The sequence below is a fragment of the Achromobacter sp. FW305-C-28 genome (assembly GCF_058783235.1).
Genome location: NZ_JBYSYL010000013.1, coordinates 139,848 through 160,722, shown reverse-complemented (window position 1 = coordinate 160,722; position 20,875 = coordinate 139,848). Strand labels below are relative to the sequence as shown.

At 63.0% G+C, this 20,875-nt stretch carries 29 protein-coding genes; 24 read left to right on the top strand and 5 right to left on the bottom strand.

All coding sequences use genetic code 11. The features are described 5' to 3' along the window. The first annotated feature begins 251 nt into the window (after window positions 1-251). From rplN to rplQ, 18 genes are all read left to right on the top strand, one after another. Entirely contained in the window at window positions 252-620 is a 369-nt protein-coding gene (gene rplN / locus AC3WMR_RS26170; RefSeq protein WP_006216531.1) for a 50S ribosomal protein L14, read from the top strand. Window positions 621-631: 11 nt separating this feature from the next. After that, window positions 632-952 (top strand): 50S ribosomal protein L24, encoded by a 321-nt coding sequence (rplX, locus tag AC3WMR_RS26165; protein WP_006389623.1) that lies wholly within the window; start codon window positions 632-634, stop codon window positions 950-952. Between the two features lie 12 nt (window positions 953-964). Continuing rightward, the gene (gene rplE, locus AC3WMR_RS26160; RefSeq protein ID WP_025136330.1) at window positions 965-1,504 is read left to right on the top strand and encodes a 50S ribosomal protein L5; all 540 of its coding nucleotides are present in this window, start codon (window positions 965-967) and stop codon (window positions 1,502-1,504) included. A gap of 12 nt (window positions 1,505-1,516) precedes the next feature. Then, window positions 1,517-1,822 carry a 30S ribosomal protein S14 gene (rpsN, locus tag AC3WMR_RS26155; RefSeq protein WP_006227037.1) on the top strand — a complete coding sequence of 102 codons (306 nt, stop codon included), beginning with the start codon at window positions 1,517-1,519 and terminating at the stop codon, window positions 1,820-1,822. A gap of 10 nt (window positions 1,823-1,832) precedes the next feature. After that, window positions 1,833-2,228 (top strand): 30S ribosomal protein S8, encoded by a 396-nt coding sequence (gene rpsH, locus AC3WMR_RS26150; protein WP_006216525.1) that lies wholly within the window; start codon window positions 1,833-1,835, stop codon window positions 2,226-2,228. A gap of 12 nt (window positions 2,229-2,240) precedes the next feature. After that, window positions 2,241-2,774 (top strand): 50S ribosomal protein L6, encoded by a 534-nt coding sequence (gene rplF / locus AC3WMR_RS26145; RefSeq protein WP_175192366.1) that lies wholly within the window; start codon window positions 2,241-2,243, stop codon window positions 2,772-2,774. A gap of 21 nt (window positions 2,775-2,795) precedes the next feature. Beyond that, window positions 2,796-3,161, top strand: a complete 366-nt coding sequence (gene rplR, locus AC3WMR_RS26140) for a 50S ribosomal protein L18 (RefSeq protein WP_013397004.1) — start codon at window positions 2,796-2,798, stop codon at window positions 3,159-3,161. 15 nt (window positions 3,162-3,176) lie between these two features. After that, window positions 3,177-3,698: a 30S ribosomal protein S5 gene (gene rpsE, locus AC3WMR_RS26135; RefSeq protein ID WP_006389628.1), complete on the top strand. Its 522-nt coding sequence runs from the start codon at window positions 3,177-3,179 to the stop codon at window positions 3,696-3,698. Between the two features lie 3 nt (window positions 3,699-3,701). Continuing rightward, window positions 3,702-3,887 (top strand): 50S ribosomal protein L30, encoded by a 186-nt coding sequence (rpmD, locus tag AC3WMR_RS26130; RefSeq protein WP_006216520.1) that lies wholly within the window; start codon window positions 3,702-3,704, stop codon window positions 3,885-3,887. Window positions 3,888-3,896: 9 nt separating this feature from the next. After that, on the top strand, window positions 3,897-4,337 hold the full coding sequence (gene rplO, locus AC3WMR_RS26125; RefSeq protein WP_042884491.1) for a 50S ribosomal protein L15: 441 nt from the start codon (window positions 3,897-3,899) through the stop codon (window positions 4,335-4,337). 14 nt (window positions 4,338-4,351) lie between these two features. Beyond that, window positions 4,352-5,677, top strand: a complete 1,326-nt coding sequence (gene secY / locus AC3WMR_RS26120; RefSeq protein WP_025136326.1) for a preprotein translocase subunit SecY — start codon at window positions 4,352-4,354, stop codon at window positions 5,675-5,677. A gap of 8 nt (window positions 5,678-5,685) precedes the next feature. Next, the gene (gene infA, locus AC3WMR_RS26115; RefSeq protein WP_003806927.1) at window positions 5,686-5,904 is read left to right on the top strand and encodes a translation initiation factor IF-1; all 219 of its coding nucleotides are present in this window, start codon (window positions 5,686-5,688) and stop codon (window positions 5,902-5,904) included. 34 nt (window positions 5,905-5,938) lie between these two features. Beyond that, the gene (rpmJ, locus tag AC3WMR_RS26110; protein WP_003806928.1) at window positions 5,939-6,052 is read left to right on the top strand and encodes a 50S ribosomal protein L36; all 114 of its coding nucleotides are present in this window, start codon (window positions 5,939-5,941) and stop codon (window positions 6,050-6,052) included. A gap of 43 nt (window positions 6,053-6,095) precedes the next feature. Then, window positions 6,096-6,461: a 30S ribosomal protein S13 gene (rpsM, locus tag AC3WMR_RS26105; protein ID WP_006216517.1), complete on the top strand. Its 366-nt coding sequence runs from the start codon at window positions 6,096-6,098 to the stop codon at window positions 6,459-6,461. 15 nt (window positions 6,462-6,476) lie between these two features. Then, window positions 6,477-6,878, top strand: a complete 402-nt coding sequence (gene rpsK, locus AC3WMR_RS26100; RefSeq protein WP_006216516.1) for a 30S ribosomal protein S11 — start codon at window positions 6,477-6,479, stop codon at window positions 6,876-6,878. Between the two features lie 11 nt (window positions 6,879-6,889). Continuing rightward, entirely contained in the window at window positions 6,890-7,513 is a 624-nt protein-coding gene (rpsD, locus tag AC3WMR_RS26095; protein WP_006216515.1) for a 30S ribosomal protein S4, read from the top strand. A gap of 214 nt (window positions 7,514-7,727) precedes the next feature. Then, complete coding sequence (locus AC3WMR_RS26090) at window positions 7,728-8,714, top strand: DNA-directed RNA polymerase subunit alpha (RefSeq protein WP_025136325.1); 987 nt, start codon at window positions 7,728-7,730, stop codon at window positions 8,712-8,714. Between the two features lie 185 nt (window positions 8,715-8,899). Beyond that, window positions 8,900-9,295, top strand: coding sequence for a 50S ribosomal protein L17 (rplQ, locus tag AC3WMR_RS26085; RefSeq protein WP_025136324.1), 396 nt, complete (start codon window positions 8,900-8,902; stop codon window positions 9,293-9,295). 102 nt (window positions 9,296-9,397) lie between these two features. Here rplQ and AC3WMR_RS26080 read toward each other — a convergent pair whose 3' ends face one another. After that, on the bottom strand, window positions 9,398-9,835 hold the full coding sequence (locus tag AC3WMR_RS26080; protein WP_492265994.1) for an HIT family protein: 438 nt from the start codon (window positions 9,833-9,835) through the stop codon (window positions 9,398-9,400). A 130-nt stretch (window positions 9,836-9,965) separates the two neighbouring features. On the opposite strand from AC3WMR_RS26080, the gene cutA reads away from it, so the two are divergent. The 3 genes from cutA to AC3WMR_RS26065 all read left to right on the top strand — a co-directional run bounded on the left by cutA (window position 9,966) and on the right by AC3WMR_RS26065 (window position 13,179). Then, on the top strand, window positions 9,966-10,313 hold the full coding sequence (gene cutA, locus AC3WMR_RS26075) for a divalent-cation tolerance protein CutA (RefSeq protein WP_492265995.1): 348 nt from the start codon (window positions 9,966-9,968) through the stop codon (window positions 10,311-10,313). 71 nt (window positions 10,314-10,384) lie between these two features. Further along, on the top strand, window positions 10,385-12,196 hold the full coding sequence (gene dsbD / locus AC3WMR_RS26070) for a protein-disulfide reductase DsbD (protein ID WP_492266097.1): 1,812 nt from the start codon (window positions 10,385-10,387) through the stop codon (window positions 12,194-12,196). A 131-nt stretch (window positions 12,197-12,327) separates the two neighbouring features. After that, entirely contained in the window at window positions 12,328-13,179 is an 852-nt protein-coding gene (locus AC3WMR_RS26065) for a DMT family transporter (protein WP_492266098.1), read from the top strand. Here AC3WMR_RS26065 and hemB read toward each other — a convergent pair. Next, window positions 13,176-14,192: a porphobilinogen synthase gene (gene hemB / locus AC3WMR_RS26060; protein ID WP_492265996.1), complete on the bottom strand. Its 1,017-nt coding sequence runs from the start codon at window positions 14,190-14,192 to the stop codon at window positions 13,176-13,178. The two genes, AC3WMR_RS26065 and hemB, sit on opposite strands and share 4 nt — an antisense overlap. After that, complete coding sequence (yihA, locus tag AC3WMR_RS26055) at window positions 14,189-14,812, bottom strand: ribosome biogenesis GTP-binding protein YihA/YsxC (RefSeq protein ID WP_199164866.1); 624 nt, start codon at window positions 14,810-14,812, stop codon at window positions 14,189-14,191. The genes hemB and yihA overlap by 4 nt, the downstream gene beginning before the upstream one ends. A 233-nt stretch (window positions 14,813-15,045) precedes the next feature. On the opposite strand from yihA, the gene AC3WMR_RS26050 reads away from it, so the two are divergent. The 3 genes from AC3WMR_RS26050 (at window position 15,046) to ccsB (ending at window position 19,326) form a co-directional block, all read left to right on the top strand. Further along, complete coding sequence (locus AC3WMR_RS26050; protein ID WP_025136319.1) at window positions 15,046-15,747, top strand: c-type cytochrome; 702 nt, start codon at window positions 15,046-15,048, stop codon at window positions 15,745-15,747. A 118-nt stretch (window positions 15,748-15,865) separates the two neighbouring features. After that, window positions 15,866-17,944: a cytochrome c biogenesis protein ResB gene (locus tag AC3WMR_RS26045; RefSeq protein ID WP_492265997.1), complete on the top strand. Its 2,079-nt coding sequence runs from the start codon at window positions 15,866-15,868 to the stop codon at window positions 17,942-17,944. Window positions 17,945-17,991: 47 nt separating this feature from the next. Then, window positions 17,992-19,326 (top strand): c-type cytochrome biogenesis protein CcsB, encoded by a 1,335-nt coding sequence (gene ccsB / locus AC3WMR_RS26040; protein WP_492266099.1) that lies wholly within the window; start codon window positions 17,992-17,994, stop codon window positions 19,324-19,326. Window positions 19,327-19,390: 64 nt separating this feature from the next. Here the strand turns inward: ccsB and lysA are convergent, their stop codons facing one another. Further along, the gene (gene lysA, locus AC3WMR_RS26035; RefSeq protein WP_492265998.1) at window positions 19,391-20,683 is read right to left on the bottom strand and encodes a diaminopimelate decarboxylase; all 1,293 of its coding nucleotides are present in this window, start codon (window positions 20,681-20,683) and stop codon (window positions 19,391-19,393) included. Continuing rightward, the gene (lptM, locus tag AC3WMR_RS26030; RefSeq protein ID WP_246288635.1) at window positions 20,680-20,811 is read right to left on the bottom strand and encodes an LPS translocon maturation chaperone LptM; all 132 of its coding nucleotides are present in this window, start codon (window positions 20,809-20,811) and stop codon (window positions 20,680-20,682) included. The genes lysA and lptM overlap by 4 nt, the downstream gene beginning before the upstream one ends. Window positions 20,812-20,875: the final 64 nt, after the last annotated feature.

The window sequence follows — 20,875 nt, the reverse complement described above, 5'->3', positions numbered from 1 at the left end:
AATGGTCAGCTTTCCCAGATTGTCGATTGGCCAGGACTAGCCCGGGCCAACGTGTTGGGGGAATACCCGCAGGATTTCAACCCAGGGTCGTTGCGTTGCCACCAGTTGATGGTCTTTGAAGCGAAAGCTCGAAGCACCAGCCAACAATAAAGCAGGGCGGCTGACCTGACGGGACCAAAACTGGCAGGAATTGCAGTGTTCCCTTTTTTGGGGAAAACCGTATTTCCAGTTAAGTTGGAACAGGAAAAATCATGATCCAAATGCAGACCACGCTGGACGTGGCCGATAACACTGGTGCGCGTCATGTCATGTGCATTAAGGTGCTCGGTGGCTCCAAGCGCCGTTATGCCGGTATCGGCGACATCATCAAGGTGAGCGTCAAAGATGCGGCTCCGCGCGGACGCGTCAAGAAAGGCGAAATTTACAATGCCGTGGTGGTTCGTACCGCCAAGGGCGTGCGCCGTAAAGACGGTTCGCTGATTCGTTTCGGTGGCAATGCCGCCGTGTTGCTCAACGCCAAGCTGGAGCCCATCGGCACCCGCATCTTCGGACCCGTTACGCGTGAACTGCGTACCGAGAAGTTCATGAAGATCGTGTCGCTGGCCCCGGAAGTGCTGTAAGGAGCCCTACGATGAACAACATTCGTAAAGGCGACGAAGTCATCGTCCTGACCGGCCGCGACAAGAAGCGGCGCGGTACCGTGCTGGCCCGCGTTGATGCCGACCACGTCCTGGTCGAAGGCGTCAACGTCGTCAAGAAGCACGTGAAAGCAAACCCGATGGCCAACAACCCGGGTGGCATCGTCGAAAAGACCATGCCGATCCACATCTCGAATGTGGCGCTCTTCAACCCCGCTACCGGTCGTGGCGACCGCGTCGGCGTGCAAGAAGTCGAAGGCCGCAAGGTTCGCGTGTTCCGTTCCAATGGTGCCGTTGTCGGCGCCAAGGCGTAAGGGGCGAAAGACATGTCTCGTTTGCAAGATTTCTACAAGAGCAAGGTCGCTGGCGACCTGCAGGCCAAGTTCGGCTACAAGAGCGTCATGGAAGTGCCGCGCATCACCAAGATCACCCTGAACATGGGTGTCTCGGAAGCCGTCGCCGACAAGAAGGTCATCGAACACGCTGTGGGTGACCTGACCAAGATCGCTGGCCAAAAGCCGGTCATCACCAAGACCAAGAAGGCTATCGCCGGTTTCAAGATCCGCGAAAACTACCCGATTGGTTGCATGGTCACGCTGCGTGGTCAACGCATGTACGAATTCCTGGATCGCCTGGTGGCGGTTGCGCTGCCTCGCGTGCGCGACTTCCGCGGTATCTCGGGTCGTGCGTTCGACGGCCGTGGCAACTACAACATCGGGGTGAAAGAGCAGATCATTTTCCCCGAAATCGAGTACGACAAGATCGACGCGCTGCGTGGGCTGAACATCAGCATCACCACCTCCGCGAAGACCGACGAAGAAGCCAAGGCGCTGTTGACGGCCTTCAGCTTCCCGTTCCGTAACTAAGGGGCTGATGACGTGGCTAAACTTTCCCTCATCAATCGCGACATCAAGCGCGCCAAGCTGGCTGACAAGTTCGCTGCCAAGCGCGCTGAGTTGAAGTCGATCATCGACGACCAGTCGAAGACCGACGAAGAACGTTACCAAGCTCGGCTCAAGCTGCAACAGCTGCCGCGCAATGCCAACCCGACGCGTCAACGTAACCGTTGCGTGGTCACCGGTCGTCCGCGCGGTGTGTTCCGCAAGTTCGGCCTGACGCGCCACAAACTGCGTGAAATGGCGATGAAGGGCGAAATCCCCGGCATCACCAAGGCCAGCTGGTAGGAGAAACAATATGAGCATGAGCGATCCCATCGCCGATATGCTGACCCGCATTCGCAATGCGCAGCAAGTGGACAAAGTTACGGTGAGCATGCCCTCCTCGAAGCTGAAGGCGGCTATTGCCGCTGTGCTGAAAGACGAAGGCTACATCGACAGCTTTGAAATCAAGGGCACCCAGGCCAAGCCTGAGCTCGAGATCACCCTGAAGTACTACGCTGGCCGTCCGGTTATCGAGCGCATCGAACGCGTCTCGCGCCCTGGTCTGCGTATCTACAAGGGCCGTACCAGCATTCCTCAGGTCATGAACGGCCTGGGCGTGGCTATCGTTTCGACCTCGCGCGGCGTGATGACCGACCGTAAGGCTCGCGCCAACGGCGTCGGCGGCGAAGTGCTGTGCTACGTGGCCTAAGGAGAAATTCGAATGTCACGTATCGCTAAGTATCCGGTCGAACTGCCCAAGGGTGTCGAAGCTGACATCAAGCAGGATCAGATCACTGTCAAGGGCCCGCTGGGTTCCTTGACCCAAGCCCTGACTGGCGACGTCACGGTTGAGTTGGACAACGGCAAACTCACGTTTGTCGCCGCCAACGAAACTCGTCACGCCAACGCCATGTCGGGTACCGTGCGCGCGCTGGTGGCCAACATGGTCAACGGCGTGAGCAAGGGATTCGAGCGCAAGCTGAATCTGGTTGGCGTGGGTTACCGCGCCTCGATTCAAGGCGACGCCGTTAAGCTGCAGCTCGGTTTCTCGCACGACGTTTTGCACCAGTTGCCGGCCGGTATCAAGGCCGAATGCCCCACCCAGACGGAAATCGTCATCAAGGGCTCCAACAAGCAAGTCGTCGGTCAGGTGGCCGCTGAAATCCGCGCGTACCGCGAACCCGAACCCTACAAGGGCAAGGGTGTGCGTTACTCGGACGAACGCGTCGTCATCAAAGAAACCAAGAAGAAATAACGGCGCACGCAAGGACGAATCATGGACAAAAAAGTTTCCCGTTTGCGTCGTGCGGTTCCGACCCGCCGGAAGATCAACGAGCTGCGCGTTCACCGCCTCTCGATCTTCCGCTCGAACCAGCACATCTACGCCAATATCATTTCGCCGGAAGGCGATCGCGTTCTGGTCAGCGCCTCGACGGTGGAAGCCGAAGTGCGTGCGCAACTGGCCGGCCAAACCGGCCAGGGCGGCAACAAGGCCGCTGCTTCGCTGGTTGGCAAGCGCGTGGCCGAAAAGGCCAAGGCTGCCGGTATCGAACTGGTCGCTTTCGATCGCTCGGGCTTTCGTTACCATGGCCGCGTGAAAGCGCTGGCCGATGCCGCGCGTGAAGCCGGCCTGAAGTTCTAAGCGAGGATCTGTCAAATGGCTAAAGTACAAGGCAAGAACGCCGCGGAAAAAGAGAACGATGACGGCCTCCGCGAAAAGATGATCGCGGTCAACCGCGTGAGCAAAGTGGTCAAGGGTGGTCGCACCATGAGCTTTGCCGCGCTGACCGTGGTTGGCGATGGCGATGGCCGCGTCGGCATGGGCAAGGGCAAGGCGCGTGAAGTGCCGGTGTCCGTTCAGAAGGCTATGGAACAGGCCCGTCGCGGCATGTTCAAGGTGGCCCTGAAAAACGGCACGCTGCACCACACCGTGGTCGGCAAGCATGGCGCCGCTACCGTGCTGATCTCGCCCGCTGCTGAAGGTACTGGCGTTATCGCCGGCGGCCCGATGCGCGCTATTTTCGAAGTGATGGGTGTGCGTAACGTGGTTGCCAAGAGCCTGGGCTCGAGCAACCCCTACAACATGGTTCGCGCCACGTTGAATGGCCTGCGCGCCTCCCTGACCCCGGCGGATGTTGCTGCCAAGCGCGGCAAGACCGTCGAAGAAATCCTGGGGTAAATCATGGCTCAGAAGCAGATCAAAGTGACCCTCGTGCGCTCCGTGATCGGTACCAAGCAATCGCACCGTGACACGGTTCGCGGTTTGGGCTTGGGTCGCATCAACAGCAGCCGCGTGCTGGTCGATACGCCCGAGGTGCGTGGGATGATCCGTAAGGTGGATTATCTCGTTTCCGTCTCGGAAGCCTAAGGAATCACCATGTCGGATATGCAACTTAATTCGCTGAAGCCCGCTGAGGGCAGCAAGCACGCCAAGCGCCGCGTCGGCCGTGGTATCGGTTCGGGTCTGGGTAAAACCGCCGGCCGTGGCCACAAGGGTCAGAAGTCGCGCTCGGGCGGTTTCCATAAGGTTGGCTTCGAAGGCGGTCAAATGCCGCTGCAGCGTCGCCTGCCCAAGCGTGGTTTCACCCCGCTCGGTCAGCACCTGTACGCCGAAGTTCGTCTGTCGGACCTGCAAGCCCTGCCCATCGACGAAGTCGACGTGCAAGTGCTGAAGGCGGCTGGCGTGATTGGCCAGGCGGTTCGTTACGCCAAGGTCATCAAGTCGGGTGAACTCTCGCGCAAGGTCGTGCTCAAGGGCATTACCGCGACGGTCGGCGCTCGCGCCGCCATCGAAGCCGCGGGCGGCTCGCTTGCTTGATCACGAGGTGACGAGTGGCTAACGCGCAGGCATTGGGCAAAACCGGAGCACGGTACGGCGACCTTAAACGCCGCCTCGTGTTCCTGGTGCTCGCCCTGGTGGTTTACCGTTTGGGTACACACATCCCCGTACCGGGTATCAACCCGGATGCGCTGGCGGACTTGTTCCGTCAGAACCAGGGCGGGATCCTGGGCCTGTTCAACATGTTCTCGGGCGGGGCGCTCTCGCGCTTCTCGATTTTTGCCCTGGGGATCATGCCGTACATTTCGGCATCCATCATCATGCAGTTGATGTCGGTGGTGGTGCCGTCGCTGGAAGCGCTCAAGAAAGAGGGCGAAGCCGGCCGTCGGAAGATTACCCAATACACCCGCTACGGCACGGTCGTGCTGGCGCTGGTGCAGGCTGTGGGCATTTCGGTAGCGTTGGAGTCCCAGCAGGGACTGGTGATCGATCCGGGCATGCTGTTCCGCTTTACGACCGTCGTGACTCTGGTCACTGGCACCATGTTCGTCATGTGGCTGGGTGAGCAAATCACGGAACGTGGTCTTGGCAACGGGATTTCCATCCTGATCTTCGCAGGTATCGTTGCGGGTCTGCCCGCGGCGCTGGCTGCACTGTTGGACCTGGTCCGCACCAACGCGATGTCCGTGCTTTCCGCACTGTTCATCGTGGCTCTGGTGGTGCTGGTTACCGCTTTTGTGGTGTTCGTGGAACGCGGACAGCGCAAGATCACGGTGAACTACGCCAAGCGTCAGGTCGGCAACAAGGTCTACGGTGGTCAAAGCTCGCATTTGCCGCTGAAGCTGAACATGGCCGGGGTGATTCCGCCGATCTTCGCATCGTCGATCATCCTGTTCCCGGCAACGATCACGAGCTGGTTCTCCAGCAGCGAGAACATGCGCTGGCTTAGCGACCTGGCTGCGGCCCTGTCGCCTCGTCAACCGCTCTACATCACGCTGTATTCGGTCGCGATTATTTTCTTCTGCTTTTTCTACACGGCTCTGGTGTTCAACAGCCGCGAAACGGCGGACAACCTGAAGAAGAGTGGTGCGTTTGTTCCGGGCATTCGTCCGGGTGAACAAACAGCGCGCTACATCGACAAGATCCTGATGCGTCTGACGCTCGCAGGTGCCATCTACATCACGTTGGTGTGCCTGTTGCCGGAATTCTTGGTGATGCGCTGGAACGTTCCCTTCTACTTCGGTGGTACGTCTCTGTTGATTATTGTGGTGGTGACGATGGATTTCATGGCGCAGGTTCAGGCCTACATGATGTCTCACCAGTACGACTCGTTGCTCAAGAAGGCTAACTTCAAGGGCGCGGGTTTGCCGATGCGGTAAGCAAAAGAATGTCCAAGGACGACGTCATTCAGATGCAAGGCGAGGTTCTTGAGAACCTCCCGAACGCGACATTTCGCGTCAAGCTCGAAAACGGCCACGTGGTGTTGGGCCATATTTCCGGCAAGATGCGTATGCATTACATCCGGATCCTGCCGGGTGACAAGGTCACAGTGGAGCTCACGCCCTATGACCTGACGCGAGCCAGGATAGTTTTCCGCTCCAAATGAGCGGAACCGGATTACGGAAAATTAGGAGTCAACCATGAAAGTAATGGCATCGGTTAAGCGGATCTGCCGCAACTGCAAAGTTATCAAACGTCACGGCGTCGTGCGTGTTATCTGCACCGACCCGCGTCACAAGCAGCGTCAAGGCTAACTCGGGTTAGCGACTACGCAACAGATTTATTCAAGGAATAGTCATGGCCCGTATTGCTGGCATTAACATCCCGCCGCAACAGCACGCCGAGATCGGCCTGACCGCCATTTTTGGCATCGGTCGTACGCGCGCTCGCAAGATTTGCGAAGCGGCAAACGTACCCTTTGACAAAAAGGTCAAGGATCTGAACGACGCTGAATTGGAACGCGTCCGCGAACATGTTGGTCTGTTCACGGTTGAAGGCGACCTGCGTCGTGAAGTACAGCTCTCGATCAAGCGTTTGATCGACCTGGGAACCTACCGCGGTATGCGTCACAAGCGCGGTTTGCCCGTGCGCGGCCAGCGCACTCGCACCAACGCCCGGACCCGCAAGGGCCCGCGTCGTGCTGCTGCGTCCCTGAAGAAATAATCGAGGAACTGGATTATGGCGAAAGCTTCCACCAGCGGCGCTTCGCGCGTGCGCAAAAAGGTCAAGAAGAACGTCTCGGACGGCATCGCGCACGTTCACGCTTCGTTCAACAACACCATCATCACCATCACCGACCGTCAGGGCAACGCTTTGTCGTGGGCCACTTCGGGCGGTGCTGGCTTCAAGGGTTCGCGTAAGTCGACCCCGTTCGCCGCGCAGGTTGCTGCTGAAACGGCTGGCCGCGTTGCGCTGGAATACGGCATCAAGACGCTGGAAGTTCGCATCAAGGGCCCCGGTCCTGGCCGCGAATCCTCCGTTCGCGCTCTGAACGCGCTGGGCATCAAGATTTCGAGCATTGCCGACATCACGCCCGTTCCGCACAACGGCTGCCGTCCGCCGAAGCGTCGTCGTATCTAAAGGGAATCCACATGGCACGTTATATTGGACCCAAATGCAAGCTCTCGCGCCGCGAGGGTACTGACCTGTTCCTGAAGAGCGCCCGTCGCTCGCTGGATTCCAAGTGCAAGCTGGATTCCAAGCCTGGCCAACACGGCCGCACTTCGGGTGCCCGCACTTCCGACTACGGCCTGCAGCTGCGCGAAAAGCAAAAGCTCAAGCGCATGTACGGCGTGCTGGAAAAGCAATTCCGCAAGTACTTCGCTGAAGCCGAGCGTCGCCGTGGCAACACCGGCGAAACGCTGATCCAGCTGCTGGAATCGCGCCTGGACAACGTCGTCTACCGCATGGGCTTCGGCTCGACCCGCGCTGAAGCTCGCCAGCTGGTGAGCCACCGCGCCATCGAACTGAACGGCCACACCGCCGACATCGCTTCGATGCTGGTCAAGGCTGGCGACGTGGTCTCGATCCGTGAAAAGGCCAAGAAGCAAGGCCGTATCAAGGAATCGCTCGACCTGGCTACCAGCATCGGCATCCCCCAGTGGGTGGAAGTCGACGCGACCAAGCTGACCGGTACGTTCAAGTCGGTCCCCGATCGCGCTGACGTCGCTCGCGACATCAACGAATCGATGGTCGTCGAACTGTACTCGCGTTAATCACGCCTGCCGGCGCCTCCTTCGCAAGGCGCTGGTGAGCTGGTCTCGCGACCCGTTTGCACGTCTCGCAGCAGCCCGCTTTCCGCCTTTTGGCGGGGCGGGCTTTGCGGTAAGTATCGGCCGGTGTTTTCGCGCCGTCCGAGTTTCACGTTTCACCCTGTCCATCAGCCTTATCGGTGTAACGAGCCGAGGGTATTGAAAAGGAACACAGTACATGTCCACTCAAGGTTTCCTGAAGCCGCGCTCCATTGAAGTCGAACCGGTCGGCACCCACCATGCCAAGATCGTGATGGAGCCGTTCGAGCGTGGCTACGGTCATACGCTGGGCAACGCCCTGCGCCGCATTCTGTTGTCTTCGATGACCGGCTACGCGCCGACCGAAGTCCAGATGACGGGCGTGGTGCACGAATACTCGACCATCCCGGGCGTTCGCGAAGATGTCGTCGACATCCTGCTGAACCTGAAGGGCGTGGTCTTCAAGCTGCACAACCGTGACGAAGTCACCCTGGTGCTGCGCAAGACCGGCGCCGGCATTGTGCTGGCCAGCGACATCGAACTGCCGCACGACGTCGAGATCATCAACCCCGGCCACGCCATCTGCAACCTGACGGACGCAGGCAAGCTGGAAATGCAGATCAAGGTCGAAAAGGGCCGTGGCTACGTGCCGGGCAACGTGCGCGCGCTGTCGGAAGACCGCACCCACACCATCGGCCGCATCGTGCTGGACGCGTCGTTCAGCCCGGTTCGTCGCGTGAGCTACGCGGTTGAAAGCGCCCGTGTGGAACAACGCACCGACCTGGACAAGCTGGTCCTGGACATCGAAACCAACGGCGTGATCTCGCCCGAGGAAGCGGTGCGCCAGTCGGCCCGCATCCTGATGGACCAGATTTCGGTTTTCGCTGCCCTGGAAGGCGCTGGCGATTCGTACGAAGCCCCGGTCCGCGGCACGCCGCAGATCGACCCGGTGCTGCTGCGCCCGGTCGACGACCTGGAACTGACCGTGCGTTCGGCCAACTGCCTGAAGGCCGAAAACATCTACTACATCGGCGACCTGATTCAGCGTACCGAAAACGAGCTGCTCAAGACCCCGAACCTGGGTCGCAAGTCGCTCAACGAGATCAAGGAAGTCCTGGCTGCACGTGGCTTGACCCTCGGCATGAAGCTCGAGAACTGGCCGCCCCTGGGCCTGGAGCGTCCGTAAGTCTTGAAAGGTGGCGCCCCTGGAAGGGGTGTCTCCTGCAGCGCCCGGCTTTACCGCCGGGCGATTTGCGAAACCGTCGTAAAATGCACCGTTTTCTACCGGACCGCGGCCTGATTACAGGTTGATAGAAGAGCCGGACAACCCGATGGCGGAAACGCCTTCTTTAGATTCAAAGGATACTTATCATGCGTCACGGTAATGGCTTGCGTAAGCTCAACCGCACCAGCAGTCACCGTCTTGCCATGTTCCGCAACATGGCCGTTTCGTTGATCACCCACGAAGCCATCAAGACCACGCTGCCGAAGGCGAAAGAATTGCGCCGCGTCATCGAACCCCTGATCACGCTGGGTAAAGAACCCACCCTCGCGAACAAGCGTCTGGCTTTTGCCCGTCTGCGCGATCGCGACGCCGTGGTGAAGCTGTTCGCCGAAATCGGCCCGCGCTACGCGGCCCGTAACGGCGGCTACACCCGCGTGTTGAAGATGGGTTTCCGTCAAGGCGACAACGCTCCCATGGCATTCATGGAGCTGGTCGACCGTCCGGAAGTCGATGAAGCCGCTGAGGACAGCGCCGCCGAATAAGCTTCGGTTGCGCGATGAGTAGCAAGGGCGGGTCTTCGGACCCGCCCTTGTTTTTTTGTGGCGCCGCCAAGGAGGCGCCAAAACGGCCTGCAAGCGCGCGGGCTACGACGCGTGCAGTTCGCCTCGCAATTGTGCCGAGGCGGCCTCCAGCGCCTCTTTGGGGGCCTGGGGCGGCATGCGGAAGGTCAGGTCCTGTTGCTCGATGTACTGGGTCGAGGTCACGTCCTGCGGATGGTGCATCGGAATCACGTGCGCATGAGTGTGGGCGACGTGGATGCCCGTGAACGCGAACGCCACGCGATCCACGCTATACAGGCGTTTCATATGGCGACCCAGCTTCTGGCCCAGGTTGACGATGTGCCCGGCCAGGTCGGCCGGCATGTCTTCGTAGTACGGGTAGTGCTGCTTGGGAATGATGAGCGTGTGCCCGGCCCGTACCGGCTGGATGTCCAGGAACGCCATCAGGCGGTCGTCTTCGTGGATGATGTGGGCCGGGATTTCGTGGCGGGCGATGCGGCAGAACAGGCAGTTATCGGACATGCTTGCCTCGGTGGGAATGGGAGTGCGCAACGGCGCAGCGTAGCCGCAAGTCCGGCCGTGACGGACGGCGGCGGCAATACCGATAAAATACCCCGAGTTACATCCCACACGGCTACCCCAAGGAGGCCCCATGTTGCGCGATGACGACGTCGTGCTGGTCATCAGCAACGCGCCGGACCTGCTGCTGGCCAAGCGTATCGCCCACGTGCTGGTCGAAGACGGACTGGCGGCTTGCGTGAACCTTGGCGCCCCGGGCCTGTCCATCTACCTGTGGAAAGGCGTGGTCGAGGGGACGCAAGAAATCCCCATCCACATCAAAACCACCTACGCGCGCCACCGGGCCGTGGTCCAGGCCCTGGCGCAGATGCATCCCTACGACGTGCCCGAGATCATCGTGCTGCCGGTCATCGGCGGTGCGGCACCCTATCTGGATTGGGTGCGTGAACAGACGGCCGTCCCGCAGAACAAGAGAGACTGATGTTGCAACTCGCGGTTCCAGCCGGCGCACCGGCACGTGCCTTATTCCCCAGATTGCTGGCCCTGTTGGCCATGGCGCTGCTGCTGTGGGGCTGGAACGCGCCCGCGCGCGCGGATGCCGAATTCCTTGAACCGGAAAAGGCGTTTGTCTTCAGTGCGGTGATGACGGCGCCGGACACGGTCGAGCTGCGTTTCAAAGTGGCGCCCGGCTATTACATGTACCGCGAGCGCTTTGGCATCACCATCAGTCCGCTGGGTGCGGCGACCCTTGGCGAGCCCGTCTATCCGAAAGGGGACGTCAAGTACGACCCGACCTTCGAGAAAGACATGGAGGTCTATCACAAGGATGTCGTGATCCGCGTGCCGGTGGCCCCTGGCGGGCAGCCTTTCACGCTGACGCTGACCGGCCAGGGTTGTGCCGACGCCGGGCTGTGCTACCCCCCGATGGACAGCAGCGTGAAGCTGACGCCCGTGGCGGGTGGGTACGCGGTGGCCGGCGCGGGTGCTGCCGCGGCCGGCGGGTCTGTCGTCCCGGCATCGTCGGGCGGCTTGAGCGCGCTGGTGAACGCAGGCGATACCGGCCTGGCCGATGCGCTGGGCGGGCTGGGTTGGGTGAAGACGGCGGGCGTGTTCCTGGTGCTGGGCCTGCTGCTGGCGTTCACGCCCTGCGTCTTGCCGATGATTCCCATTCTTTCGTCGATCGTGCTGGGCGGGGCCAGCCAGGCCCGCCCGAGCCGCGGCCGCGGCCTGGCGCTGGCCGCGACCTATGTGCTGGGCATGTCGGTGGTCTATACCGCGCTGGGCGTGGCGGCAGGCCTGAGCGGCGCGGGCCTTGCGGCATGGTTGCAGACGCCCTGGATACTGACCTTGTTCGCCATTTTGCTGGCGGTGCTGGCGCTGGCGATGTTCGATGCCTTTACCTTCCAGATGCCGTCGGGCATTCAGGCCAAGTTGGCCGAACGTTCGTCGCGCGTGCCCGGCGGGCGCTACACCGGCGCGCTGGTGATGGGGGCCCTGTCTGCCCTGATCGTCGGGCCCTGCGTGGCCGCGCCGCTGGCCGGAGCATTGCTGTACATCTCGCAGACCGGCGACGTGGTGCTGGGCGGTTCTGCCTTGTTCGCCATGGCCTGGGGCATGGGCGTGCCGCTGTTGATCGTGGGTGCGTCGTCGGGGGCGCTGTTGCCCAAGGCAGGGCCCTGGATGGACGGCGTCAAGCGCCTCTTTGGCATGTTGCTGCTGGCGACGGCGTGGTGGATGCTGATCCCGGTCGTGCCCACCTGGGTGCAGATGACCGGCTGGGCCTTCCTGGCGATTGTCGGGGCCGTGATGCTGCGGGCGTTTGATGCGCTGCCGGCCGGCGCCGGCTCGGCGCGCATGTTCGGCAAGGGCCTGGGGCTGCTGCTGGCCCTGGCGGCCGCGGCGTGGCTGGTGGGGGCGGCCAGCGGCGGGCGCGACGTGCTGCAGCCTTTGTCCCATTTTGCATCGGGCGGCCCGGCCGCGGCCGGCGTGTCGGCCAATGCCGGCGAGGTGCATTTCAAGCGCGTGCGCAACAATGCCGAGCTCGACGCGCTGCTGGCGCAGAGCCAGCAACCGGTGATGCTGGATTTCTATGCCGACTGGTGCGTGTCATGCCGCGAGATGGAGCGCTTTACCTTCACCGATCCAGGGGTGGCGCAGCGCATGGCGGGCATGCTGCTGGTGCAGGCCGACGTCACGGCCAACAATGCCGATGACCGCGCGCTGCTCAAGCGGTTCCGCCTGTTCGGCCCCCCCGGCATCATGTTCTTCGCGCCGGGCGGCAAGGAAATGCCCGAGGCCCGCGTGGTGGGGTTCCAGGACGCCAAGCGCTTCACCGAGTCGCTGGACCGCGTGCTATTGCGCTGAGCGGCGCCCGGCCGCTACCATGAGGGCTCGCGCCGCGTGGGCGGCGCCCTCCATCCACCAGGCCGGCGCCCGTGACGTCTTCGACAGTTGCTGCAAGCCAGGACCGTACCGGTCTGATCTATCTTCAATTGATGTTCGTGATGGCCACGTGGGGCCTGAACATCGTCTCCATCAAGTACCTGACGCAACACATGGACATCCGGGCCCTGGCGGCCGTGCGGATTGCCGTGGCGTTCGTTGCGGTCACCTTGATCGTCAAGGCCCGCCGCGGCCGCATTCCCCGGCTAGGCCGCGTGGAGCTGGGCTGGGTCGCGCTGGCGGGCTTTCTGGTGGTGTATGCGCACCAGACCGCGCTGGTCTACGGCCTGCAGTTCTCGTCAGCCGCCAATGGCACGCTGCTGATGGCCACCAGCCCGCTGTTGTCGGCGCTGCTGGCGGCCTTGTTCTACCGTGAAAAACTGACGTGGCTGCGCATTGCCGGCGCCTTGCTGGGCCTGGCCGGCGTGGCGATGGTGGTGATCGGCAGCGGCGCGCAGTTGGGCCTGACGGGTTGGGGCGATGCGATCGTGTTCCTGGCGGTCGCGGTGTTCGTGTTCGGCGGGCTGGTGATCCAGCGCATCTCGCGCACGCTCGATCCGCTGGCGATGCTTTGGTACATGTACCTGGCTGGCGGGCTGATGCTGGTGGTGCATGCCATCCTGACACCCGGCTCGTACGAGGCCGAGGGCTGGCGCATGACGTGGTGGCCGTGGATGGTGCTGCTGTTCTCGGCAGTGATCGCCTCGGGCGTCAGCAACATCATCTGGAATGCAGGCATCGCGCGGCTGGGGATCAGCCGCGCGGCGCTGTTCGTGAATTGGCTGCCGATCTTCGGCCTGCTGTTCGCCGCGCTGTTCCTGGATGAACACGTGACGCTGGTGCACGTGGCCGGCCTGGCCTGCATCTTGAGCGGGACCTGGCTCGGCCTGCGGCGCAGCGCTTAGTCGCGGTTCTTGAGCAGCTTGGCCGCTTCGATGGCGAAGTAGGTCAGGATGCCATCGGCGCCGGCGCGCTTGAACGCCAGCAGGGCTTCCATCATGACCTTGTCGTGGTCCAGCCAGCCGTTGGCGGACGCGGCCTTGATCATCGCGTATTCGCCGCTGACCTGATAGGCGAAGGTCGGCACGCGGAAGGTGTCCTTCACGCGGCGCAGCACGTCCAGGTAGGGCATGCCGGGCTTGACCATGACCATGTCGGCGCCTTCCTGCAGGTCGGCGGCGACTTCGCGCAGGGCTTCGTCCAGGTTGCCCGGGTCCATCTGGTAGGCCATTTTGTTGGACTTGCCCAGGTTGGTGGCGGACCCGACGGCGTCGCGGAACGGGCCATAGAAGGCGCTGGCGTACTTGGCCGAGTAGGCCATGATCTGCGTGTGGATGTAGCCGTTGGCTTCGAGCGCGCGGCGCACGGCGCCGATGCGGCCGTCCATCATGTCGCTGGGGGCGACCATGTCGACGCCGGCGGCGGCCTGCGTGAGCGCCTGCTTGACCAGGATCTCGACCGTGGGCTCGTTGACGACGTAGCCATTTTCATCGATGACGCCGTCCTGGCCGTGGCTGGTGTAGGGATCCAGCGCCACATCGCACAGCACGCCCAGCTCAGGGAAACGCTTTTTCAGCTCGCGCACCACGCGCGGGATCAGGCCGTCGGGGTTGGTGGCTTCGATGCCGTCGGGCGTCTTGAGCGACGGATCGATGGCGGGGAACAGCGACAGCACCGGGATGCCCAGCGATACGCATTCTTCGGCCACCGACATCAGCGTGTCCGGCGAATAGCGGACCACGCCGGGCAGCGACGGCACGGCTTGCTTGACGCCCGTGCCTTCGGCCACGAAGACGGGGTAGATCAGGTCGTCCACCGTCAGGGTGTTTTCGCGCACCAGGCGCCGGGTGAAGTCGTCGCGGCGCAGGCGGCGGGGGCGGGAAACCGGGAAGTCGGGGGTAATGATCTGCGGGTTCATGGTACGACCTTGGGAGAGATCCAGTTTTCTATGTGCGCGCCAGCTTCTTCCAGGCCGATGCGCTCGGGTGCCGAGAAGGGGATGGTGTGCAGGGCGCCGATGTCCGCCAGGTCTTTGCGCACGGAAAACACGGTGCGCATGCGCTGGCCGTAAGGCAGCTTGTCGGCTTTGGTGAGCAGCGCCAGCACCGGGCGTCCGGTGGGGGCAATGAAATTGGCCAGTCGGCGATCCAGTTCGGTGACGCCGCGGCGGATGTCGATGAGCAGCACGATGCCGACCAGCGATTCGCGATCGCGCAGGTAGCCGCCCAGGATATCGGCCCACTTTTCCTTCTCGTTGCGGGCCACCGACGCGTAGCCGTAGCCGGGCAGGTCGACGAGATAGCCGATGTGGCTTTCAGGGTCCAGCGGGTCGGGCAGGCCGAACATGTTGATCAGGCGCGTGCGGCCCGGCGTCTTGCTCGAGAAGGCAAGGCGGCGCTGGTTGCACAGCACGTTGATGGACGTGGATTTGCCCGCGTTGGACCGGCCGACAAAGCAGACCTCGGGTGCGCCGGCGGGCGGCAACTGGTCGAGGCGAGCTGCCGACGTGAGAAAAGAGGCGCGATGTAGGAGGGACACGGATGGCTTTGGATACGGTTGGTTTCGAGCCCTATTGTATAATCCGGCGTTTGCAACAGTGGTCCCCGTGCGCGGAGCCGTCTCTTTTGCTTACTGTTAAGGGCATTTCGGTACCAACCGGCATGTTCCAGGCAGGCAAGACGGGCAAAGCAGGTTCGATACGGTTTTCCAGATGTGCGGGTAGGCGTGGGCGCCTTTTTGCGCCTTGAGCGATGCGATTCGTCGAGGTCTTCATGAAGCGTGTGCTGTCCCGGATGTTGGTTGCGAGCGGGCTGTTGCTCGGCGCCTCCGCCTTATCTACTACGAGTTTCGCCGCCGACGGTGCTGCGGGCCCGGCCAAGCCAGATGCCGCCAAGGGCGGACAGCTGTTTGACCAGGGTGACGCTTCCCGAGGCATCATTGCCTGTGCCTCCTGTCATGGCGCGGCGGGCAACAGCACCATCCCGGTGAACCCCAACCTGGCCGCGCAACCCCACGAATACCTGGTCAAGCAACTGACCGATTTCCAGGTCAAGGCGGGCGCCAAGCTGCCGGTGCGCAATGGCGCGGGCGGCAACCCCACCCCGATGACCGCCATGGCGCAGAACCTGACGCCGGCCGACATGCAGAACATCGCGCTGTACCTGGCGCAGCAGCCCCTGAAAGAGCCCGCCACGGCCGGCTACGAGAAGCTGGTTGATCTGGGTCAAAAGATCTGGCGCGGCGGTTTGCCCGAACGCAATGTTCCCGCGTGCGCGGCATGCCATTCTGCCAACGGCGCGGGCATTCCGGGCCAATACCCCCGCTTGTCGGGTCAGTTCCCCCTGTATATTGAAGAGCAGCTCAAGCTGTTCCGCAGCGGTGATCGCGCCAACGACGTCATGCACGCCGTGGCCGACCGGATGTCGGATGCCGACATCAAGGCCGTGGCGGATTACGCGGCTGGCCTGCGGTAGCGGCTTGCCGGCAACGCGCGCGGCTGGTCCGCGTTCACGCAACCTGAGCGTACGGAACCTGGTTCCGCTACGCGCTGTCTACGAGGGGGGTAGCCGATAGCGCGGCCCCCCTTTTTTCATGAATTCGACTCTGACACATTCTCGTCCCTCTTTGCGCAGCCTGCCCCGCGACTTGTTCGAACTGCTGGGTTCGATGCGTTTTGCCGTCAGCCTGCTGATGTTCATCTGCGTGGCCAGCTTGGTGGGGACGGTGCTGCAGCAGAACCGGTCGTCCAGCAACTACATCGACCAGTTTGGCCCGTTCTGGTACGAGGTGTTCGACAAGTTTTCCATCTGGCACGTCTACAACAGCTGGTGGTTTCTGTTGATCATGGCTTTCCTGGTCATTTCGACCTCGGTCTGCCTGATTCGCAACGCGCCCAAGATGCTGCGCGAGGCCAGCTCGTTTCGCGAACACGTGCGTGGCAGCAGCCTGCGGGCCTTTCCGCATCGCGTCGAAACCGAGGTGTCCAGCGATGTGCCCCAGACGGCGGCCGGCCTGACGGCGCTGCTCAAGCGCATGGGCTATGCGGTGCGCGAGCGCCAGGACAGCACGGGTGTGCTGCTGGCGGCCAAGAAGGGCAGCGCCAACCGGCTGGGTTATGTGTTTGCGCATGCCGCGATGGTCATCATCTGTATTGGCGGGCTGCTCGACAGCGAGCTGCCCGTGCGGCTGCAGGTCATGTTCGGCGGCAAGAAGCCGATCGTCGAGAACATGCTGATTTCCGAGGTGCCGGAAAGCGGCCGCCTGTCGGTCGACAACCCCAGCTTCCGCGCCAGCGTGCTGGTGCCCGAGAACGGCCAGGCCAGCACGGCGGTCGTGATGGTCGGCGACGGCGCGCTGGTGCAGCCGATGCCGTTCACGCTCAAGCTCAAGAAATTCGTCGTCGATTACTACTCGACGGGCATGCCCAGCCGTTTCGCCAGTGAAGTGGAAGTGACGGACCCGGATACCGGCAAGTCGTTCGATTCCACCATTGAAGTGAACGAGCCGCTGCGCTTCAAGGGCATGACGGTGTACCAGTCCAGCTTCGACGATGGCGGCAGCACGGTCGTGCTCAAGGGCTATCCGCTGGTGGGCGCCGACAGCGCTACCTTCAATGTCGATGGCACCGTGGGCAAGACCGCCGAAGTCAGTGCGAACACGGCCAAGGGTCCGCGCAGCATGGGCGTGGAAATCACGGCGTTGCGTCCGATCAACGTCGAAGACCTGACCCGTGGCGACCCCAAGGGCGCGAACCAGAGCTTTGCCGAGCACGTGGCGTCGGTATCCGGCAGCGCGGCGGGCAAGAAAAACGAAAACCTGCGCAACGTGGGCCCCAGCGTCGAATACAAGCTGATCGACGATGCCGGCCAGGCGCACGAATTCCAGAACTACATGCTGCCGGTGCAATTGGACGGCGCCAGCGTGTTCCTGGCCGGCGTGCGCAACAACGCGTCGGAACCGTTCCGTTACCTGCGCATTCCCGCGGACGACGACAGTTCGGTGGCGGAATTCATGCGATTGCGCGCCACCTTGGCCGATCCGGCGGCGCGCCAGGAAGCGGCCCGCCGTTTTGCCGAGCGCAACAGCCCCACCGGCGCCGACCGCCAGCCCTTGCAGACGGCCGCCGAGCGCGCGTTGGAAACCTATGCCGGCGGCGGCTTGCAGGCCGTGGCCGCATTCCTGCAGGCCAATACGCCGCCCGCCGACCTGGAGCGCGCGGCTGACGTCGTGATCCGGCTGATCGGCGCCAGCATGAATGAACTGCGGGGCGTCGAACGCGAGCGCGCTGGCTTGCCGCCCGTGCCGACCGAGGGCGCCGATGGCGAGCGCGCCGCGGTGTGGTCGCGCCTGGCGGTGGCGGCGCTGTCCGACCTGACCGTCTACCCGGCGCCGGTGTTCTTCTCGCTGGCCGATTTCAACCACATCCAGGCCAGCGTGTTCCAGGTCAGCCGCACCCCGGGCAAGAACACGGTCTACCTGGGCAGCCTGCTGCTGGTGCTGGGGGTGTTCTCGATGTTCTATATTCGAGATCGCCGCGTCTGGATCTGGGTCCGGCCGCAAGACGGCGGCAGCGGCATCCTGGCGGCGATGACTTCGCAGAAGCGTACACTCGACTTCAATCACGAGTTCGATCGCTTCAAGCAGGCGCTGCTGCGCCAGAAAGGGTCTTAAGGTTTCTTATGTCCACGACGACCACCACGCATTCCCCCACGCCCGACATGCCTGTGCATGCCGCCTCGCCAGGCAGCCCCTGGGATGAAAGCCTGTCCGAGACCGGCGACAACCGCGCGCAACGCGGTAAACCCGACTGGACCGACGTCGTCTTCTTCCTGTTGCTGGCAGTGGGGGCGGGCTTTGCGCTGACCCGCTACGCCAGCGCCATGGACTACTACGAGAAGATCATCCTGTGCGGCACGGTGCCTGCGCTGGCCTGGCTGGGCTGGCTGTGGCGCCCCTTGCGCCGCCTGATGGTCGCCTGTGCGATCGCGGCCGGCCTGGCTCTCATGCTTTACGGCAACGATCTGGCGCGGGCCGAGCAGGTGTTCTTCCTGAAGTACCTGTTCTCGTCGCAGTCGGCCATTCTCTGGATGAGCGCGCTGTTTGCGCTGGCCATGGTCTGCTACTGGATCGGCGTGGTCAGCCCGACGGCCGCCTGGCTGGGCACGGCCTTGACCTGGGGCGCGGTGTTCGCGGGTGTCACGGGCCTGCTGGTGCGCTGGCGCGAAGGCCACCTGATGGGGCCGGACCTGGGCCACATTCCGGTCAGCAACCTGTACGAAGTGTTCGTGCTGTTCTCGCTGATCACCGCGCTGTTCTACCTCTACTACGAGCGCAAATACAAGACGCGCGCGCTGGGCGGCTTCGTGTTGCTGGTGGTGACCTCGGCCGTCGTGTTCCTGCTCTGGTATTCGTTCACGCGCGACGCGGGGCAGATCCAGCCGCTGGTGCCGGCGCTCAAGAGCTGGTGGATGAAGCTGCACGTGCCCGCCAATTTCATCGGCTACGGCACGTTCTCGCTGGCGGCCATGGTCGGCTTTGCCTACCTGGTCAAGCAGCATGGGCAGACCACGTCGTGGTTGAAACTGGCGCCGCTGTTCGTGCTGGGCGTGCTGCTGTGCGCCGAACCGATGGTGTTCCGCACCGACGGCCTGTCGGCGACCTGGATGCTGTATTTCGGCATTGGCGCCGTGATCGTCGGCGCAATCCTGCTGGGCCGGCGCCATATCGCCGCGGCGTTGCCGCCGCTGGAGGTGCTGGACGACATCATGTATCGCGCCATCGCCATCGGTTTCGCCTTCTTCACGGTGGCCACCATCCTGGGTGCGCTGTGGGCGGCCGATGCCTGGGGTGCGTACTGGCAGTGGGACCCCAAGGAAACCTGGGCGCTGATCGTCTGGCTGAACTACGCGGCCTGGCTGCACATGCGCCTGATCAAGGGCCTGCGCGGCACCATGGCGGCTTATTGGGCGCTGACGGGCCTGTTGATCACGGGCTTCGCCTTCCTGGGTGTGAACATGTTCCTGTCGGGCCTGCATTCGTACGGCCAGCTCTGACGCCAGGACGTCCCATGAAAAAGGCCCCGACTGGGGCCTTTTTCATGTTCCGGCGGCGCGCAGGTCAGGGCAATGTCGACTCGCCCCGCAGCAGATCGTCCAGTGTCTCGCGTTGGCGCACCACGTGGTAGTGGGCGCCGTCGACCATGACCTCGGCCGCGCGCGGGCGCGTGTTGTAGTTGCCGGCCATGGTCATGCCGTAAGCGCCAGCCGATTCCAGCGCCAGCACGTCGCCTTGTTCCAGTGCCAGCACGCGCTGCCTGGCCAGCCAATCGGCGCTTTCGCAGACCGGGCCGACGATGTCGTATTCGGTGGCATCGCCGCCGCGTGGCCGCAAGGGGCGCAGTCCGTGCCAGGCCTCGTACAGGGCGGGTCGCAGCAGGTCGTTCATGGCGGCATCGACGATGGCGAAGTTGCGCGCCTCGTTGTGCTTGAGGTACTGCACCGTGGTCAACAGCACGCCGGCATTGCCGACCAGCGAGCGGCCCGGTTCCAGCACCACGTGCAGGTGACCTTGGCCGCGCGCCTGCAGGCGCTGGAACACCGGGTCCAGCAGCGTCTTGGGCGAGGGGGGCGTTTCGTCTGCGTAGCGGATACCCAGTCCGCCGCCCAGATCCAGGTGCGACAGCGGGATGCCGATGGCGTCCAGTTGCTCGACCAGATCGAGCAGCTTTTCCAGGGCATCTAAATAGGGACTGATGTCGGTCAGCTGCGACCCGATGTGGCAGTCCAGGCCGGTGATCTCCAGGCCCGGCAGCAGGCGGGCGCTGCGGTAGGCGTCCAGCGCGGAATCGATGGGGATGCCGAACTTGTTTTCTTTCAGACCGGTGGAGATGTAGGGATGGGTCTGGGCATCGACATCCGGGTTGACGCGTAGTGACACCCTGGCGCGCAGGCCCATTTCCTGCGCAACGTCGGACAGACGCTGAAGTTCGGCCTCGGATTCGACGTTGAAGCAGAACACGCCGGCCGCCAGGGCCGCGCGCATTTCCCAGACCTGCTTGCCCACGCCCGAGAACACGATCTTGGAGGGATCGGCGCCGACGGCCAGGGCCCGCTTGAGTTCGCCACCGGAGACGATGTCGAAACCCGCGCCCAGCCGGACGAATTCTTTCAGGATGGCCAGGTTGGAATTGGCCTTCATGCCGTAGCAGACCAGCACGGGGCGCTGGCCGATGGCGCTGCGGTAGGTGTCCCAGGCGCCCTTGAGGGCGGCGCGGGAGTAGACGTAGAGGGGGGTTCCCAGTTTTTTGGCCAGATGGTCCAGCGGCACGTCTTCGGCGTACAGCACGTTATTGCGGTACTGGAAGTAGGGGTGCCCGGCCAGTTCGGGCGGAACTGGGAACGCGGCGGTCATGGCAGCGAGGGAGCCGCCGGAATCTGGGGAACCTGGGGCGTCTGCTGCCGCTGCTGGGTACGCTGAGGCGGCTTGCCATCGGGCGTCGGCATGTACAAAGGACCCTTGTACCCGCAGGCCGCAACCATGCCGGTCGCCACAAGCGTGGCTACAATGCGAAGAGACATGCGGCTGAATGCCAATTGGAACACT

Bases quoted from the DNA above. Each gene is read 5' to 3' on its own strand.
- rplN (WP_006216531.1), top strand. From the start codon at position 252: ATGATCCAAATGCAGACCACGCTGGACGTGGCCGATAACACTGGTGCG.
- rplX (WP_006389623.1), top strand. From the start codon at position 632: ATGAACAACATTCGTAAAGGCGACGAAGTCATCGTCCTGACCGGCCGC.
- rplE (WP_025136330.1), top strand. From the start codon at position 965: ATGTCTCGTTTGCAAGATTTCTACAAGAGCAAGGTCGCTGGCGACCTG.
- rpsH (WP_006216525.1), top strand. From the start codon at position 1,833: ATGAGCATGAGCGATCCCATCGCCGATATGCTGACCCGCATTCGCAAT.
- rplF (WP_175192366.1), top strand. From the start codon at position 2,241: ATGTCACGTATCGCTAAGTATCCGGTCGAACTGCCCAAGGGTGTCGAA.
- rplR (WP_013397004.1), top strand. From the start codon at position 2,796: ATGGACAAAAAAGTTTCCCGTTTGCGTCGTGCGGTTCCGACCCGCCGG.
- rpsE (WP_006389628.1), top strand. From the start codon at position 3,177: ATGGCTAAAGTACAAGGCAAGAACGCCGCGGAAAAAGAGAACGATGAC.
- rpmD (WP_006216520.1), top strand. From the start codon at position 3,702: ATGGCTCAGAAGCAGATCAAAGTGACCCTCGTGCGCTCCGTGATCGGT.
- rplO (WP_042884491.1), top strand. From the start codon at position 3,897: ATGTCGGATATGCAACTTAATTCGCTGAAGCCCGCTGAGGGCAGCAAG.
- infA (WP_003806927.1), top strand. From the start codon at position 5,686: ATGTCCAAGGACGACGTCATTCAGATGCAAGGCGAGGTTCTTGAGAAC.
- rpmJ (WP_003806928.1), top strand. From the start codon at position 5,939: ATGAAAGTAATGGCATCGGTTAAGCGGATCTGCCGCAACTGCAAAGTT.
- rpsM (WP_006216517.1), top strand. From the start codon at position 6,096: ATGGCCCGTATTGCTGGCATTAACATCCCGCCGCAACAGCACGCCGAG.
- rpsK (WP_006216516.1), top strand. From the start codon at position 6,477: ATGGCGAAAGCTTCCACCAGCGGCGCTTCGCGCGTGCGCAAAAAGGTC.
- rpsD (WP_006216515.1), top strand. From the start codon at position 6,890: ATGGCACGTTATATTGGACCCAAATGCAAGCTCTCGCGCCGCGAGGGT.
- AC3WMR_RS26090 (WP_025136325.1), top strand. From the start codon at position 7,728: ATGTCCACTCAAGGTTTCCTGAAGCCGCGCTCCATTGAAGTCGAACCG.
- rplQ (WP_025136324.1), top strand. From the start codon at position 8,900: ATGCGTCACGGTAATGGCTTGCGTAAGCTCAACCGCACCAGCAGTCAC.
- AC3WMR_RS26080 (WP_492265994.1), bottom strand. From the start codon at position 9,835: ATGTCCGATAACTGCCTGTTCTGCCGCATCGCCCGCCACGAAATCCCG.
- cutA (WP_492265995.1), top strand. From the start codon at position 9,966: ATGTTGCGCGATGACGACGTCGTGCTGGTCATCAGCAACGCGCCGGAC.
- dsbD (WP_492266097.1), top strand. From the start codon at position 10,385: ATGGCGCTGCTGCTGTGGGGCTGGAACGCGCCCGCGCGCGCGGATGCC.
- AC3WMR_RS26065 (WP_492266098.1), top strand. From the start codon at position 12,328: ATGTTCGTGATGGCCACGTGGGGCCTGAACATCGTCTCCATCAAGTAC.
- hemB (WP_492265996.1), bottom strand. From the start codon at position 14,192: ATGAACCCGCAGATCATTACCCCCGACTTCCCGGTTTCCCGCCCCCGC.
- AC3WMR_RS26050 (WP_025136319.1), top strand. From the start codon at position 15,046: ATGAAGCGTGTGCTGTCCCGGATGTTGGTTGCGAGCGGGCTGTTGCTC.
- AC3WMR_RS26045 (WP_492265997.1), top strand. From the start codon at position 15,866: ATGAATTCGACTCTGACACATTCTCGTCCCTCTTTGCGCAGCCTGCCC.
- ccsB (WP_492266099.1), top strand. From the start codon at position 17,992: ATGCCTGTGCATGCCGCCTCGCCAGGCAGCCCCTGGGATGAAAGCCTG.
- lysA (WP_492265998.1), bottom strand. From the start codon at position 20,683: ATGACCGCCGCGTTCCCAGTTCCGCCCGAACTGGCCGGGCACCCCTAC.
- lptM (WP_246288635.1), bottom strand. From the start codon at position 20,811: ATGGTTGCGGCCTGCGGGTACAAGGGTCCTTTGTACATGCCGACGCCC.